At 66.0% G+C, this 16,302-nt stretch carries 13 protein-coding genes; 7 read left to right on the top strand and 6 right to left on the bottom strand.

Going from position 1 to position 16,302, the window contains the following annotated elements; genetic code table 11:
* Positions 1-160: 160 nt before the first annotated feature.
* The gene (locus tag N4T19_RS22580) at positions 161-1,738 is read right to left on the bottom strand and encodes a vWA domain-containing protein (RefSeq protein ID WP_260719055.1); all 1,578 of its coding nucleotides are present in this window, start codon (positions 1,736-1,738) and stop codon (positions 161-163) included.
* A gap of 264 nt (positions 1,739-2,002) precedes the next feature.
* On the opposite strand from N4T19_RS22580, the gene rtcR reads away from it, so the two are divergent.
* From rtcR to N4T19_RS22555, 5 genes are all read left to right on the top strand, one after another.
* Positions 2,003-3,619 (top strand): RNA repair transcriptional activator RtcR, encoded by a 1,617-nt coding sequence (gene rtcR, locus N4T19_RS22575; protein WP_260719054.1) that lies wholly within the window; start codon positions 2,003-2,005, stop codon positions 3,617-3,619.
* A gap of 850 nt (positions 3,620-4,469) precedes the next feature.
* Positions 4,470-5,837: an amino acid permease gene (locus N4T19_RS22570; RefSeq protein WP_021027717.1), complete on the top strand. Its 1,368-nt coding sequence runs from the start codon at positions 4,470-4,472 to the stop codon at positions 5,835-5,837.
* Between the two features lie 14 nt (positions 5,838-5,851).
* Complete coding sequence (gene kynB / locus N4T19_RS22565; RefSeq protein ID WP_260719053.1) at positions 5,852-6,529, top strand: arylformamidase; 678 nt, start codon at positions 5,852-5,854, stop codon at positions 6,527-6,529.
* A 73-nt stretch (positions 6,530-6,602) separates the two neighbouring features.
* Positions 6,603-7,919: a kynureninase gene (kynU, locus tag N4T19_RS22560; RefSeq protein WP_116924879.1), complete on the top strand. Its 1,317-nt coding sequence runs from the start codon at positions 6,603-6,605 to the stop codon at positions 7,917-7,919.
* Between the two features lie 30 nt (positions 7,920-7,949).
* Positions 7,950-8,651, top strand: a complete 702-nt coding sequence (locus N4T19_RS22555) for a 3'-5' exonuclease (RefSeq protein WP_182345204.1) — start codon at positions 7,950-7,952, stop codon at positions 8,649-8,651.
* On the opposite strand, the gene N4T19_RS22550 is transcribed toward N4T19_RS22555, so the two are convergent.
* On the bottom strand, positions 8,626-10,059 hold the full coding sequence (locus N4T19_RS22550) for an L-lactate permease (protein ID WP_260719052.1): 1,434 nt from the start codon (positions 10,057-10,059) through the stop codon (positions 8,626-8,628). The genes N4T19_RS22555 and N4T19_RS22550 overlap by 26 nt on opposite strands.
* A gap of 66 nt (positions 10,060-10,125) precedes the next feature.
* Between N4T19_RS22550 and N4T19_RS22545 the strand changes: the two genes are divergently transcribed.
* The gene (locus N4T19_RS22545; RefSeq protein WP_182345202.1) at positions 10,126-10,707 is read left to right on the top strand and encodes a helix-turn-helix domain-containing protein; all 582 of its coding nucleotides are present in this window, start codon (positions 10,126-10,128) and stop codon (positions 10,705-10,707) included.
* Between the two features lie 27 nt (positions 10,708-10,734).
* On the opposite strand, the gene N4T19_RS22540 is transcribed toward N4T19_RS22545, so the two are convergent.
* Entirely contained in the window at positions 10,735-11,643 is a 909-nt protein-coding gene (locus N4T19_RS22540; protein WP_260719051.1) for a LysR family transcriptional regulator, read from the bottom strand.
* Positions 11,644-11,749: 106 nt separating this feature from the next.
* Between N4T19_RS22540 and N4T19_RS22535 the strand changes: the two genes are divergently transcribed.
* Positions 11,750-13,282 (top strand): MFS transporter, encoded by a 1,533-nt coding sequence (locus tag N4T19_RS22535; protein ID WP_260719050.1) that lies wholly within the window; start codon positions 11,750-11,752, stop codon positions 13,280-13,282.
* On the opposite strand, the gene N4T19_RS22530 is transcribed toward N4T19_RS22535, so the two are convergent.
* From N4T19_RS22530 to ada, 3 genes are all read right to left on the bottom strand, one after another.
* Positions 13,276-14,196, bottom strand: coding sequence for a DNA-3-methyladenine glycosylase 2 (locus tag N4T19_RS22530; RefSeq protein WP_116924873.1), 921 nt, complete (start codon positions 14,194-14,196; stop codon positions 13,276-13,278). The genes N4T19_RS22535 and N4T19_RS22530 overlap by 7 nt on opposite strands.
* A gap of 87 nt (positions 14,197-14,283) precedes the next feature.
* Entirely contained in the window at positions 14,284-15,108 is an 825-nt protein-coding gene (locus tag N4T19_RS22525) for a 2OG-Fe(II) oxygenase (RefSeq protein ID WP_260719049.1), read from the bottom strand.
* Positions 15,101-16,273 carry a bifunctional DNA-binding transcriptional regulator/O6-methylguanine-DNA methyltransferase Ada gene (ada, locus tag N4T19_RS22520; protein ID WP_260719048.1) on the bottom strand — a complete coding sequence of 391 codons (1,173 nt, stop codon included), beginning with the start codon at positions 16,271-16,273 and terminating at the stop codon, positions 15,101-15,103. Before ada ends, N4T19_RS22525 begins: the two co-directional genes overlap by 8 nt.
* Between the last annotated feature and the right edge of the window lie 29 nt (positions 16,274-16,302).

The following is a 16,302-nucleotide window of genomic DNA, read 5'->3' as shown; positions in this document are numbered from 1 at the left end:
GTTAAAGGCTGTAATTTCACCGGCATTCGCCGCAAGCCACCCAAACCTTTTAAACCTTATTCATTGTCGGTATCCACCGTTGGCGACCAGAAGGTGGTGTGACGCAACAGTTTTGGAATGTAGTCACACCGGCATTCGCCAACAGCAGATAAAACACAGCTTACTGGGCGGGCAGCACGATCTGCTCGATCTCGCCCACCCAATGTGCGGCACCCAGCTTGCCTTCGGCAAAACGGGCCACCACATCAAATACCGCATCGCTGAAACCACCGATATTCAAGATATCGGCACGCTCCTGCGCCTGCGTCGTCGCATACGGCTGGATGTCAATACACACCAGCTTGGCAGCGGGGTTGCGTTGCTTGATGCGCGCCCATTGCTGCATCGTCTCCGTCGCACCCGAGCGCTTGCCATCCACCCAGGACTCGTTGTCCGAGACCAGGATCACCAGGTCCACGGCCGCCTTTTCATCGGCCAGCAGCTTGAGCGGCGCACTGCAATTCGTACCGCCTCCGCCCACAGCCGCCAGGCGGCTGGCATTGGTCATCACCGAATCACGGCCGTTGAGCGACAGCGGCACCACCTTGCATTCAAAGGGAAGCACGCGCGCCTCGCGGTTCTTGCGCAGCACGGCAGCCGCCATCAGGCCAGCCACATCGATGCAGCGCACCGCGCTGGTGGCACCGGCCCGGTAACCCGTCACCGACGAGTGCATGGAACCAGAGACATCAGGGCAGACGGCGACCCGGCCCGCAAATTGCGGCACGTTGGCCGTTGCCAGCTCCATCGCATCCTGCAGCGCCTCTGCCACGGCAGCCGGCACCTGCTGGCCCGCAGCCTGGTAGGCCGCCAGCAGCTGGTAAGGCATGGCACGGGCCTTGGCCACGGCTGCCGCATCCTGCAGCTTGGCGGCCACGCGCTCAGCCATACCAGGCAGCTCGAACACACCATGGCGTGCCAAGGTGTTCAGGTTCTGCCGCATCATCTGCCACGAACCCTGGCTTGCAATCTGCGCCCATTGCTGCGCACCCAGGCCCAGCGCGGTCAGCATCTGGAACGGCACCTCCGGCACCTGCTCGGGCATCTGGCCCTGGGCCACGGCACGCTTGAAGCGCTCGAACGCCAAGGTGATGGGTGGCAGGCTGGCTTCGTCATACGACTTGCCAATCAGCCAGGCAAACCAAGCGGCGCGCCAGGCCTCCTGGGGCTTGGGGTGCACCATCTTGACCACATCGGCGAGCGAGGGCTGGTTACCGATGGCGGCGTTGAGCAACTGCTTTTCCGTCGCCGTCAGCAACCACTGCTGCACCAGCTTCTTGGGCCGGGTGCCGAGCGACTTGCGCCCCAGCACTCCGCTGCGCAGGATTTGCACAAAATTGCGCAGCATCTTGCCGTTGTCCACCACGCGGGGAAAGATCTGTGCCAGCAGCTCGACATCACGCACGGCCAGCACCGCCGCCAAGGTGGCAGGCATGTCCTTCATATAGCCACGCTCACGGGCATAGATGGCCGTCTTGGCAATAAAAGGCGCTTCGACCTTGGCCAGCACGTCCATCAGTTGCGAGAGCTGGTCCTGCGGGCTGGCATAAAAAGTCTGGCCCAGGCAACCGGTCAGCGCCATTTGCGCCAGCTGGTGCTGCGGGCCAAATGCATAGGCCGCCATACCCGATTGGTTGGTGGCATCCGCCGTTGCCAGCTGGGAGCCCTTGTAGGTTTGAAACAGTTGCAGGTTGACCATGGTGTTCTTCTTTCTTGTTCATTCAACGCCTCGGGAAAGCAGAGACCCTGCTCTGCTTTCCCCAACGCACGCCACGTGGCGCTTGTTAGGTTTATTGCCAAAAGCGTGCCAACTTTTATATCCAGCACTCGCACGAAATTAACTTATTGATTTAAATATAAATTTTCACACCACCACCAATTCCCACTTCACCATCGTCTCGCTATTTTTATCTTTTTATCTAATCTATTTAGAATATGGAATCGTCTTCAAGATCGCACTCGCATGAAACCCATCACCGTCATCGGCTTTCTCGGCACCCAGCTCGACAGTGGCCGCGGCGCAGGCCGCTGGAGCAAATGGCGCCCCTCGGTGGCCATCACGCAGCATGAGGACATGGTGGTGGCCCGCATGGAGCTGCTCTACACGTGCGCGCATGTGGACCTGGCGCGGCTGGTGCAAAAGGACATCGCCACCGTGAGCCCCGAGACCGAAGTCCACCTGGTGGAGCTGCCGATCCACGACCCCTGGGACTTTGAAGAGGTCTATGGCGCGCTCTACGACTGGACCAGCAGCTACCACTTCGACAGCGACCAGGCCCAGTACTGGCTCAACATCACCACGGGCACCCATGTGGCGCAGATCTGCCTGTTTTTGCTGGCCGAATCGCGCACGATCCCCGGCGTGATCCTGCAGGCCTCGCCGCCCAAGCGGCAGATCGATGGCGCGGCGGGCAACTATGCGCTGATCGACCTGGACCTGTCGCGCTACGACGCGCTGGCCACCCGCCATGCGCAGGCCCAGCAGGATGCGGTGGCCTTTCTCAAAAGCCACATCCCCACCCGCAACCCGCGTTTCAACCAGCTGATCGCCGAGATCGAGCAGGTGGCAGGCCGCTCGCAGGCGCCCATGCTGCTGGTGGGGCCTACGGGCGCGGGCAAGTCCTTCCTGGCGCGCCGCATGTACGAGCTGAAAAAGGCACGCCACCAGCTCAGCGGCGCCTTTGTCGAAGTGAACTGCGCCACCTTGCGCGGCGACAGCGCCGCCAGCACCTTGTTCGGCCACAAGAAAGGGGCGTTCACCGGCGCTGCCACCGAGCGCGCCGGCCTGCTGCGCACCGCAGACCAGGGCCTGCTGTTTCTCGACGAAATCGGCGAGCTGGGCGCTGACGAGCAGGCCATGCTGCTGATGGCGATCGAGGAAAAGCGCTTTTATCCCATGGGCTCGGACAAGGAGGTGAGCAGCGACTTCCAGCTGATCGCAGGCACCAACCGCGACCTGCGCCTGGAGGTGAGCGCCGGCCGCTTTCGCGAAGACCTGTTTGCCCGCATCAACCTCTGGACCTACAACCTGCCCGGCCTGGCCCAGCGCAGCGAAGACATCGAGCCCAACATCGACCACCTGCTGGTGCAGCATGCCCAGCAAACCCACCGCACCGAGCGCTTCAACGCCGAGGCGCGCAAACGCTACCTGCAGTTCGCCCAGAGCCCGCAAGCGCTGTGGAGCGGCAATTTTCGCGATCTGCACGCGAGCGTGACGCGGCTGGCCACCTTGTCGACCAGTGGTCGTATCACCGAGGATCAGGTGGAGGCGGAGATTGGGCGCTTGCAGTGGCTGTGGCAGCGGCCGGAGGCTGTGGCCTCGTCTGTCGATGGTTCTGCTGAAGTAGCGCTGGAGGCCTTGTTGCCTGGCGATGCCATCGAGGCCATGGATTTGTTTGACCGGATGCAGTTGGCGTCAGTGGTGCGGGTGTGTCGTTCATCTGGCAGTTTGTCAGAAGCGGGGAGGCAGTTGTTTCAGGCTTCGCGGGCGCAGCGGGCGGTGGTCAATGATGCGGATCGGTTGCGCAAGTATTTGCAGAAGTTTGGGTTGAGTTGGGATGTGGTTTGTGGTGCTCGTTGAGCTGGCTGCTCTGCTTTATTGATACTTTTTAGCGACTGCTGTTTGATTGAATTTTGCTGGCCGGATTTCGCCCGGCGGGCGAGGTACTTTTCTTGGCGACCCCGGATCGCCGGCCGAAGAAAAGTACCCAAAAGAAGGTCGCCCTGCTGACTGCGTCCCTTCGCTTCGCTACGGGCAACCTGTGGTGCTCGGGTATGGGCTGCACCGCGAAACTCACTACGCGCCAGAGGCGCTCCGTTCAAACAGACGCGGTGAGCCAGTTCACGATGCAGTTGCACTCTGCGGTGCAACTGCCCAGCCCATACCCTGTGCTCCTCGGCGCATTCAGAAGGGAAACTGAGCAGACGTGTGCCATCGCTGCGCTCGGCACCCAAACCCGGCCGAGCGCAGCGATGGCCTAATGGTATTTGACTGCTGGGGTGTTCGCCCTCCCCCTTTTGCATGCGCCTGGGGCGTGGTGTTTGCGGGGTGGCGCTGGCACCGCAGAGTGCCAGTGCATCGTCAACTAGCTTGCCGCGTCTGTTTGAACGGAGCGCCTACGGCGCGTAGTGAGTTTCGCGGCACACCCCGCAAACGCCACGACACAGGTTGCCCTTCGCAAAGCGAAGGGTCGCAAGCAGCAGGGGCAGCCTTCTTTTGGGTACTTTTCTTGGCAGCGCAAGAAAAGTACCTCGCCCGCCGGGGCGAAACCCGGCCAGCAATAACTTGCAAAGATAAATGCCCATCTAACAGCCATGGCACAAACAAGCGACATGGATTTCCCACAAATCCTAAAATCCCCACCTTCCCCGCGCACCAGCGGCCCGCAAAGCCGCCCCAGCGCCACCCCAGCCACAACAAGCAAAAACCCGTGTCCCCTTTTGAATCGATTGCCCGCCGCGAACGCGGGCTGCTGCAGCAACTCACTGCAGCCCAAATGACGATGATCGCCATTGGCGGCGCCATCGGCACCGGCCTCTTCATGGGCAGCGCTTTTGCCATCGGCTTTGCCGGGCCCAGCGTGCTCATCAGCTACGCCATCGGCGCGCTCATTGGCCTCTTGCTGATGGGGTGCCTCGCCGAGATGACCGTCGCGCACCCGACCAGCGGCTCGTTCGGCGCCTATGCCGAGCACTACCTCAGCCCGCTGGCCGGCTTTGTGGTGCGCTATGCCTATTGGGCGGCCGTGGTGCTGGCGGTGGGCATGGAGGTCACCGCGGTTGGCAAGTACATGAAGTACTGGTTCCCCGAGGTGGAGCAATGGGTCTGGGTGGCGCTGTTCTCGGTCGTGCTGGCGGCCGTCAATGCCACCAGCGTCAAGGCCTTTGGGCAGATGGAGTATGTGTTCTCCATGGTCAAGGTCGTGGCCATCGTCGCCTTTATCCTGATCGGCGCCTATGTGGTGTTCGGCTCGCGGCCCGAAGGTGTGGGTTTTTCCAACTACACCGCGGACCGGGGCTTTTTCCCCAATGGCTGGTGGGGCACCTGGGTGGGGGTGATCATCGCCATCTTCAGCTACCTCAGCCTGGAGTCGATCGCGATTGCCGCCGGTGAGGCGCAGAACCCGCGCCAGGCGGTGACCTCGGCGTTCAAGACCACGGTGCTGCGCCTGGTGCTGTTCTACCTGCTGTCGCTGGCTTTGATGCTGGCCATCGTGCCCTGGAGCCATGCCAGCACCGACAAGAGCCCCTTCGTCAAGGTGATGGAGATCGTCGGCATTCCCGGCGCGGCGAGCGTGCTCAATTTTGTGGTGCTCGTCGCCAGCCTCTCGGCGATGAATGCGCAGCTCTATGTCACCTCGCGCATGATGTTCAGCCTCTCGCGCGGCGGCTACGCGCCGGCAGCGCTGGGCAAGGTCAACAGCCGGGGCGTGCCGATGGGCGCAATTGCGATCTCCTGCCTGGGCATGGCGGTCGCCATGGTGCTCAACGTGCTCAAGCCCGAGGAGTCGCTCACCCTGATGATGTCGATCTCGATGTTCGGCGCCATGTTTGCCTGGTTCATGGTGTTTGTCACCCACCTCTTCTTCCGCCGCCGCTGGCAGCGCGAGCATCCGGGCGAGCGCCTGCAGTTCCGCATGTGGGGCTTTCCGGTGCTGACCCTGCTGGGCGCCGTGCTGATGCTGGCCGTGATCATCACCACCTATTTCACCGATGTGTTCCACATGACCACCTTGATCGGCGTGCCCATGCTGCTGGTAATGACCGCCGTCTACCTGATCTGGTACCGCAAGCGCTGATACATTGCATAGCTATGCCAAACACGCCTCACTCCGCGCCAACCCTGTGGGACATCTCACCGCCCGTCTACGTCGGCATGCCGGTGTTTCCCGGCGACACGCCCTACCAGCAGCAATGGGTGGCCAGCATCGGGCCGGGTTGCCCGGTCAATGTGGCCAGCATCACCAGCACCCCACATGCAGGGGCCCACGCCGATGCGCCGCTGCACTACGCCCCCGATGGCGCGACCATCGGCCAGGTCGATCTGGCGCCCTACCTGGGCCGCTGCCGCGTGGTCCATGCGATTGGCTGCGGCCCGCTGATCGAGTGGCAGCACATCGAACACGCGATAAGCGACGACCTGCCTGCGCGCGTTTTGGTGCGCACCTACCAGCAGATGCCGCAAACCCAGTGGGATGCGGGCCTGACGGGCTACGCGGCCGAGACCGTGGAGCGCCTGGCTGCGCTGGGTGTGCGCCTGATCGGCATTGACACCGCCAGCATCGACCCGGCCGACAGCAAGGCCCTCCCCAGCCACCAGACCGTGCGCCGCCACGACATGCGTGTGCTGGAGAACCTGGTGCTGGACGCCGTGCCCGAGGGCGATTACGAACTGATCGCGCTGCCGCTCAAGCTCGTGCAGGCCGATGCCTCGCCGGTGCGCGCCGTGCTGCGCGCGCTGCCCGGCACCTACAATCAGGCCTCGGTCTGAACCACCCCATCCCTTGCGGCAGGCGCCTGGCCCACCAGCGCCTGCCCGCCACCACTGACAAAGAGACATAGCCATGACCACCTTGGAAGCCTGCCGCGACGTTGACCAGCAAGAGCCGCTGGCACCGCTGCGCGATCTGTTCGACCTGCCCGACGGCGTGATCTACCTGGACGGCAACTCGCTGGGCCCACTGCCCAAGGCCACGGCCGCGCGCGTGGCCGATGTGGTGCAGCGTGAATGGGGCCAGGGCCTCATCCGCAGCTGGAACGATGCCGGCTGGATCGACCTGCCCCAACGTTTGGGTGACCAGTTTGCGCCCTGGATAGGCGCCAAGCCCGGCGAAGTCGTGTTCACCGACACGACCTCGGTCAACCTCTACAAGGTGCTGAGCGCGGCCATCCGCCTGTCACAGCAGGAGTTCTCCGACCCGGCGCCGCGCACCAAGGTCATCAGCGAGCGCAGCAACTTCCCCACCGATCTGTACATCGCCGAGTCACTGTGCAAGCAGCACAACCTGGAGCTGGTGCTGATCGAGCCCGAAGAGTTGCCCGCTTGCCTGACCACCGACGTCGCCGTGCTGCTGCTCAGCCACGTGAACTACCGCACCGGCCATATGCACGACATGACCCAGGTCACGCGCGATGCGCATGCCCAGGGCGTGCTGACCGTCTGGGACCTGGCCCATGCCGCCGGCGCCGTGCCGGTGGACCTGAACGCCGCCAACGCCGACTACGCGGTGGGCTGCAGCTACAAATACCTCAATGGCGGCCCCGGCGCCCCGGCCTTTGTCTGGGTGCATGCGCGCCATACCGACAAGTTCTGGCAGCCGCTGTCGGGCTGGTTTGGCCATGCCGAGCAGTTTGCCTTTACCAGCGACTACCAGCCAGCTGCCGGCATCCGCCGCTATATGTGCGGCACCCAGCCGATGATTGCGCTGTCGGCGCTGCAGTGCGGCCTGGACATCTTTACCGAAGCCGAGAAATACGGCGGCATGACGGCGCTGCGCCGCAAGTCCATCGCGCTGACCGACCTGTTCATCGAGCTGGTGGAGACCCGCTGCGCCGGTTACGGCCTGGGCCTGGCCACGCCGCGCGATATCTTTGCGCGCGGCTCGCAGGTGTGCCTGACGCGCGACGACGGCGCGGGCGTGGACGGCCAGGGCAGCGGCGCCTACGCCATCGTGCAGGCGTTGATTGCCCGGGGCGTCATCGGTGACTTCCGCAAGGGCGACGGCGGCAACGGCCCGCACAAGGACATTCTGCGCTTTGGCTTCACCCCCCTCTACACCCGTTTTGAAGACGTGTGGAACGCGGTCGAGCACCTGCGCCAGGTGCTGGAATCGGGCGAATGGCAAAAGCCCGAGTTCAACCGCATCCATGCGGTGACCTGATTGCCGAGCACCTCCAGCACCCGCCCCGCCATGTCCGAACGCATCGCCATTCTCGACTTTGAAACCACCGGCATGAGCCCGGCGCATGGCGCGCGTGCGGCCGAGGTCGGCATTGTCATGGTCGAGAACGGCCGCATTGTGGACCGCTACCAGAACCTGATGAATGCCGGCCAGCGCATGCCCAGCTTTATCACGCAACTGACCGGTATCACCACAGCGATGCTGCAGGCGGCAGCGCCCGCTGAGCAGGTGATGCGCGAGGCAGCAGACTTTGTCGGCACGGCGCCGCTGGTCGCACACAACGCATCGTTTGACAGCAAGTTCTGGCTGGATGAGCTCGAGCGCGCAGGCTGCGCGGCCAGCCCGGCCGCGGCGCCTGTCGGCAGCCTGTTTGCCTGCACGGTCTTGCTGTCGCGCCGCCTCTACCCCGAGGCGCCCAGCCACTCGCTGGGCAAGATCGTGCGCCATCTGCAACTGCCGCCGGCCGACAAGGCCCACCGGGCGCTGGCCGATGCCGAGATGACCGCCCATTTGCTGCTGCGCATGCAGGCCGATCTGCGCAGCCGCTGGCATATCCCCGACCCCAGCCATGCACTGCTGAGCGAGCTGCAGGTCTGCCAGCGCAAGCACCTGGGCCGCTGGCTCAGCAACACCTCCGCACGCCAGACCCAGCCACAGCTGCCCGAACTGGTGGCCACACTGGCGCCTAAGGCTGCTGCAGCACGGCGCTGAGCAGCACATTCAGCACCGCCATCAGCAGCACCGCCAGCCCGGTGACCAGCAGCACCTGGGACTGCACCCAGGCGCGCTCAGTCTGTGCCGTCCCGGACACCAGCTGGCAGGCCATCTCCACCTTGCCGGGCGATGCCATCAGCAGCAGCGCCGCGCTGACATTGTGGACCGCCATAAAGGGCAGCACCGCGACGCCCAAGGCCTGCGCAATCTCGGCCTGGGTAGCGGCAAACATCGCATTCGCCCCCGTGTTGGAGCCGGTCACAAAGCCGCCCAGCGCGCCGACAAAAGGCGCAGCAAACACATAGGCGCTGCCGCCCTGGGCCAAGGCATGGGCCAGTTGCGCGGCCATGCCAGATACCGCCATCACGACACCCAGCACGATGAACAGCCCCGTCACGGGCGCCACCTGGCGCCAGGACTGCCACACCCGCTGCAGGCTGCTGGGCGCTGGCAGGCCACGCGCAAACCAGGCCGCCGCCACAAACAGCCACAAGGCCGGTGACGCCAGCAGATGCCAGGCGCCCGCAGCTTGCAAGGCCCGCAGCACGGCCCCTGCCACCAGCACACCGAGCAGCAGCAAGCCATAGGCGGCCAGCGCGCGCCAGCCCAGAGGGCCCAGCGGCGCAGCGGCATCGCCCGCAAAAGCGCCTGCGCCCCGCCGGCCCAACCAAAGCCAGAGCACGGTCATCAGCAAGGCGCCCAGCGCTCCGGCGGCTGAGGTACCTACCACCGCATTGCTCAGCCCAATGGCCAGTGCCAGCAACAGGCCCGACAGCGCGCCCTGCAGCATAGCCCCCGCACGCCGGCCCGGCGCACTGGCCAGCCCTGCGGCGGCCACACCCACGACCACCATCGGGATCACGCTCACTGCCGCCGAGGCCACGCCCAGCGCGTCAAATGACAGCCCGGCCATCGTCGCGGCAACCAAGGTGCCCGGGCCCATCGAACCCCAGGGCACGGCGCACAGGCCTAATAGGCCAATCAGCGCAATCTTGCGCGCCGGCAAACCGCTGTGCACCAACAGTGGAATGCCAATCGTGATGCCAATGCCAAAGCCGGTCAGCGATTCGGCAAAGGGCGTGACCCCATGCACCACCAGCAACACCGCACCCATGCCTTCGCCGGTGCGGCCCATCACCCATTGCGCCAGCGCCTTTTGCGCGCCGGCGGCGCGCAGCACTTCGGACAGCAAGAGGCCCCCGCCAACAATCAGCAGCACCTCGACCAGCACCGGCATCCAGCTGGCCAGGGCCTGCAGCGCTGCGGGCGCGCTGAGCGGAAACGCCATCACACAGCCGACCAGCGCCAACGCCACGCCGATCAGCGCCGCATACAGCGAGCGCAGGCCCAGCAGCAACCCGGCGATAACGGCCAGGACCGGCGACGCACTCAATAACAGGTACATTGGGAGAGCTCTTGTTGAAATTGCATATAGGTAAATAATATTTCCCACACGAAATATCGTCAATCCATGTCGACTGAAAACTCCCCACCCAGCGCGGACTCCGACCTGCAGTTCGGCCTGGCGGTGCGCGCCCGCCGCGCCCAGCTGGCCATCACCCTGGACCAATTGGCCCAGGCCAGTGGCGTAACTTCCGGGGCGCTGTCCCGGGTGGAGCGGGGGCTACTGAGCGTGAGCCTGCGCAACGCCATGGCCATTGCGCGCGGCCTGGGCTGCGAGCTGAGCGACCTGGTGCAAAGCCCTGCCCCGGCGCAGATCACCCGCGCGGGCGACCATGCGCGCTTTGTGCATGAGGACACCGGCATCGTGCGCCTGGCGCTGGCCCGCCCGCTGCCGGGGCTCGAGCTGCTGCACTATGCGGTGCCGCCCGGCCAGAGCTCCAGCCACTTCGCGCCGCACCGCCCGGGCACACGCGAGGTGTTCTATGTCGAGACCGGCAGCCTGCGCGTCTTCACCGGTACTGATTCGGTGCTGCTGCAGGCGGGTGACAGCGCCCAGCTGGCGATGGACACCGAGCACCACTTTGCCAACGAAGGCCGGGGCGTTGCGCATTTCATCCTGCTGGTGGCAGCTCCGGCACACGGCGGCTGATGCCCCTGCGCCTGGCCTCGATGGGCTTTATGGCGACGGTGGCTGGAACAGCCGCTCGGCCACAAAGTCCACAAACACGCGCAGGCGCGGCGACATCAGCCGGCCCGAAGGCCAGAGGATGCTGAACTGACCGGAATAGGTCAGACAGTCGTCCAGCACCGTCTGCAAGCTGCCATCGGCCAGCGCGTCGCGGGCCAGAAAATCGGGCATATAGGCGATGCCCAGGCCGGCGATCGCCGCGCCGCGCAAGGCCTCCATGTTGTTGCAGGTCAGCGCCGGCGGGTGGGCTGCGGCATCCTGCTGTGCCTCGGCCGTGTCACCGCCCATCTGCCAGGGCTGCAGCTTGCCCGAGGTGGGAAAACGAAAACGCAGGCAGTCGTGCGCCGCCAGGTCCTCGAGCCGCTGGGGCCGGCCGCGCTGCGCCAGATAGGCGGGGGATGCGCAGAGCACAAAGCGGAACAGGCCCAGGCGCCGGGCGCTGAGGCTGGAGTCGGCCAGCACCCCACTGCGGATCACCGCATCCAGGCGCGCCTCAACCACATCCACCAGCCGGTCGTTGAAGTCCAGGTCCAGCTCAATGTCCGGATAGCGCGCACGGAAGTCTGGAATCACCGGCAGCAAAAAGCGGTAGCCAATGGTGGGCAGCCCTATGCGCAACAGGCCCCGGGGGCTGCTTTGGGTGCTCGACAGCAGCGCCTGCGCATCCTGCAGGTCATCCAGAATGCGGCGCCAGTGCGTGTACATCAGCTCGCCCTCATGCGACAGCGACACCCGCCGCGTCGTGCGCACCAGCAGCTGCGTGCTCAGCTGCGCCTCCAGCTTGGCCACGCTTTTGCCAACGGCAGACGCGGAGATGCCCAGGGCGCGGGCGGCGGCCACAAAACTGCGGCGCTCGGCCGCCTGCACAAAGGCGGCGATGTGGTTGAGGTTGTCCATGCGCGCATATTACGGAATTTTGGTTGTTAATCAAACAACGATTGGCCTGTTTATCGGCGATTCATTCCTCATTAAGCTCCACAGCGTGTTTTTGCAGGAGTTGGCTATGCACCGTGTTTTACCCGCCGCCTGGCGCGGGCCCTGGATGGTTCTGGCATCCGTCTGTCTGGCAGCGCTGGTGCTGCCGCTGAGTTTTTCTGGCGGGGCCGTGGCCACGCCGGCAATTGGCCGCGCACTGGGCGGCAGCGCCACCAGCCTGGGCTGGATCACCAATGCCTTCATGCTGGGCTTTGGCAGTTGCCTGATGGCCGCCGGCGCGCTGGCCGACCAGTGGGGGCGCAAGCGGCTCTTTTTGCTGGGCCTGTCGACCTTCTGCCTGGCCGGCCTGGCGCTGGTGCTGGCGCGCAGCGTCTGGCAGATTGACCTGCTGCGTGCGCTGCAAGGCGTGGCCGCAGCTGCAACGTTGGCCGGCGGCACGGCCGCGCTGGCGCAGGAGTTTGCGCCGGCCCAGCGCGCCCAGGCCTTTAGCCTGCTGGGCACCACCTTCGGCACCGGCCTGGCCTTTGGCCCGCTGCTGACGGGCTGGCTGATCGAGCAAGCCGGCTGGCAGGCCGGTTTTGCGCTCTGCGCTGGCCTGGGCCTGGTCGCCTTGCTGGTGGGCATGGGGGCGATGCGCGAGTCGCGCGACCCGCAGGCCCAGGGGCTGGATTGGCCCGGTGCGCTGCTGTTCACCAGCATGCTGGCCTTGCTGACGCTGGGCATGGTGCAGGCCGCCGCGCTGGGCTGGCGCAGTCCGCAGGTCATCGCACTGCTGCTGGCATCCATCGCGGCGCTGCTGCTCTTTATCGCCGTGGAGCGGCGCGTGGCCCGGCCCATGCTGGACCTGAGCCTGTTCCGCTACCCGCGCTTTATCGGTGTGCAGGTGCTGCCCATTGCGACCTGCTACTGCTATGTGGTGCTGCTGGTGCTGCTGCCGCTGCAGCTGATCGGCATTGCCGGCTACAGCGAGGTGGCGGCGGGCTGGTGGATGCTGGCGCTGTCGGCCCCGATGCTGGTGGTGCCGCTGGCCGCAGCCTGGCTCACGCGCTGGTTCCACGCCGGCCCTATTTCTGCCGCTGGCTTGCTGATCGCGGCTGGCGGCCTGGTGTGGCTGGCGCAGGTGCCTGTGGATGCGGGTGGCATGGCGCGGGTGCTGCCGCTCTTGCTGATCGGCTGCGGTGCGGGCCTGCCCTGGGGCCTGATGGATGGGCTGTCGGTGAGCCTGGTGCCCCGGGAGCGCGCGGGCATGGCCACCGGCATTTTCAGCACCGTGCGGGTGGCCGGCGAAGGCATAGCGCTGGCGATGGTGACCGCCCTGCTGGCCGGTTTGATCAGCCCGCATCTGCCCGCGGCGCTGGATGGGGCCAGCCTGCAAACGGCCGCCCAGCAGCTGGCGATGGGCGAGCTGCGCCAGGCGCTGGCCCGGTTGCCCGCCCAGCCGGGTGCGGCAGCAGATTTGCAAAAGGCCTATGGCCAGGCCTTTGCACAGCTTATGTATGTGCTGGCGGCGATAGCCACGGTCTCGGCCCTGGTGGTTTTGGGCCTGCTGCGCCCGGCCAGTGGCGATGCGCTGCAGGTGGCTGCGGCCAGTCCTCAGTAGCTTTTGGCCGACAGGCTGGCCCAGAGGTGGGCCGCCACCAGTGCCCGCCAGGGCGCGAACGCACCCAGCCACTGCTCGGCCTCGCGCTGCGAGACGCTGGGCACATCCAGCAAGCGGGCCAGCGCATTGCGCACCGCCACATCGCCATGCAGGCTGCCATCCAGCCAACCAAAGCCGCGCAGCAAGGCGTAATGCACCGTCCAGGGGCCAATGCCCTTGATGGCCAATAGCGCATCTTCAATCGCCTGGGCATCTTGCGCCTGCAAGGGCTGGGCGGCCCAGGCATCGAGTGGCAGGCTGCCATCCAGCACAGCGGCGCAGACGCGCTCCAGGGTAGCGATCTTGCTGACCGAAAAGCCCGCCGCGCGCAGTTGTTCGGGCGTCAGCGCCGCCAGCGCGGCGGCATCGGGGTGGCAGAGCATGCCACTGCTGTGCTGCACCGCTGCTGCCGCAATCAGGCGCCTGCGCAGCGCAATGGCCGCTGCCACGCTGATCTGCTGGCCGGTGATGGCCCAGACCAGCGCCTCAAACGGGCTACTGCTGGCGGGCACACGCAAGCCCATCTGGCCCAGCAGCAAGGGGCCCAGCACCGGGTGCTTGCCATGCTGCAGTGCCAGCTGGTCCGCCCCATCACCCAGGCCCAGCATGCGCGCCAGCATCGCATCGAGTGCAGCGGGGTCGTTGCCAGTAGGCGCAGTGCCATCGACTGCCAAGCTGGCGACCGCGCGGGACGCGCCGTCCACCATCTCCAGCTGCAGCAGCGCAGGCTGCCCCTGCCAGACCAAGCCCTTGCTGACACGCAACCCTTCGACCTTCTCGGACGCCTGCAAGGCATCGCGGGCATGCAGGGCCAGCATGTCCTGCGGGCGGTAGTTGGCAGGCAGGGCGACTTGGGTCGTCAGTGGCAGGGGCATGGCGGGGTCGGTAGAAGGCGGCGGCGGCCGTGGATCCCCACTATAGAGGATGGACTGCGGGCGATAAAGTCAGGGCTGTTTCAGTGTTTACTCCGCATCGTGGAACACGATGCCCAGCGTGTGGCGCTGCCCGCGCAGTACCGTGGACACCCCATGCCGGTGCTGCACCCGGTAGCTGCCGCGCGTGCCTCGTACCGGCCGCTCGCGCACCGCAATGATGGCCGCATCACCGCGCTGCAGCGGCAGCACCTGCACGCGCGACTGCATGCGGGGGCGCTGCTCGGTCAGCACCAGCTCGCCCCCGTCAAAATCCTCGCCCGGCTGCGACAGCAGCACAATCACCTGCAGCGGAAACACCAGCGCGCCATACAGGTCCTGGTGCAGGCAGTTGTAATCGCCCGCGCCATAGCGCAGCAGCAGCGGTGTGGGCCGCCGCTGGCCGGCTGCATGGCACTGCGCCAGCAAGGCCGCATGCTGCGCAGGCCAAGGCGGCGCGGCGGCTGCGAGCTGCGCGCGCCATTGCTCCGCCACGGGCTGCAAGCGGGCATAGAGTGCCGTGCGCAGAGCCTGCAGCAGCGCTGGCAGCGGGTAGGCAAAGTACTGGTACTCGCCCCGGCCAAAGGCGTGGCGCTGCATCTGGATGCGGCTGCGAAAATGCGCCGCTTCGCCATACATCGCGGCCATCTGCTGGCATTGCGCGGCATCCAGCAAACCTGGTAGCAGGCCCCAGCCCTGGCGGTTCAGCTCGCTGCCCACAGCGGCCCAGTCGTAGCGCTGCAGGCTTGCCTCACTGGCTACATCTGCGCCATCTGCATCGGGTTTTGCGGGGGCGGTGGGCTGCAACAGCGGCGCGCTGGCCTCGGCATCCAGCGGCAATGCAACCTGTGCAGCGCTGGCCGTGCGCTTAGCCATGGCGCGCCACCCGTGGCGCCTGCGGTGCCAGCTCGGCCTCGTGCTGCAGCAGCGCGCGCTTGCGGTCCACGCCCCAGCGGTAGCCGGAGAGGCCGCCGTCATTGCGCACCACGCGGTGGCAGGGAATGGCCACGGCAATCGCATTGGCCGCGCAGGCGCCAGCAACGGCGCGGCTGGCCTGGGGCATGCCCAGCTTGCGCGCCAGCTCGCTGTAGCTGACGGTGCTGCCGACGGGAATCAGTCGCAGCGCCTGCCAGACCTGCTGCTGAAACGCGGTGCCGCGCACATCCAGCGGCAGCGCCAGGCCGCGCGTGGGTTCATCGACAAAGCCGATGACCTGGGCCATCCAGCGCTCAAAGGCTGCGTCGCCCCCGGCCAGCTGGGCTTTGGGAAAACGCTGCTGCAGGTCCTGCACCAGCGCATCGGCATCGTCGCCTAGCAAGATCGCGCAAATGCCCTGCGCGGTGGCGGCCACCAGGATGGGGCCGAGGCTGCATTCGGCCACGCCAAAGCGGATCTGCTGCGCGGCGCCCCCTGTGCGGTACTGGCGCGGGGTCATGCCCAGCACGGCCTGGCTGTCGCGGTAGAGCTGCGCGGTGCTGGCAAAGCCGGCATCAAAGATCGCATCGATGACGCGGGGCGCTTCTTGCGCATCGCCCAGCGCCGTTTGCAGGCGCTGGCGGCGCTGGGCCTTGGCATAGGCCTTGGGCGATACGCCGACGGCCGCCTTGAAGACGCGCTGCAGATGGAAGGGGCTCATGCCGGCGCGCTCGGCCAGCTCGGCCAGGCTGGGCTCGTCTTCGGCGCTGGCGATCCAGTCGCAGAGCTGGGTCATCAACGCCGCATGGCCGGGCTTGGCCGCCGCTTCGGGCTGGCAGCGCTTGCAGGCGCGGTAGCCGGCGGCCTGGGCCTGCGCTGCAGTGTCGAAAAAGCTGACGTTCTCGGGCTTGGCCAGGCGCGAGCTGCAGGAGGGCCGGCAAAAAACGCCGGTGCTGCGCACCGCATAGACAAAGCGGCCATCGGCTGCGGCCTGGCGGCCCTGTACATCGGCCCAGCGCGGATCGGCCAGGGTTTGCTGCGCGCGGGAGGCAGCTAACGCGGCAGCACCGCGCGCCGCAGGGGTGTCAGAAGTGGCGCTGGGTGTGGATGGGACAGACGGTTTCATGCGAATCACCTCAGTACAATCGATGCAGC

Origin of the sequence: Comamonas squillarum (assembly GCF_025309455.1) — a bacterium.
Lineage (GTDB): Bacteria > Pseudomonadota > Gammaproteobacteria > Burkholderiales > Burkholderiaceae_C > Comamonas > Comamonas squillarum.
Note: the sequence above shows the minus strand (reverse complement) of the source record. Positions and strands in the feature narration are given on the sequence as shown.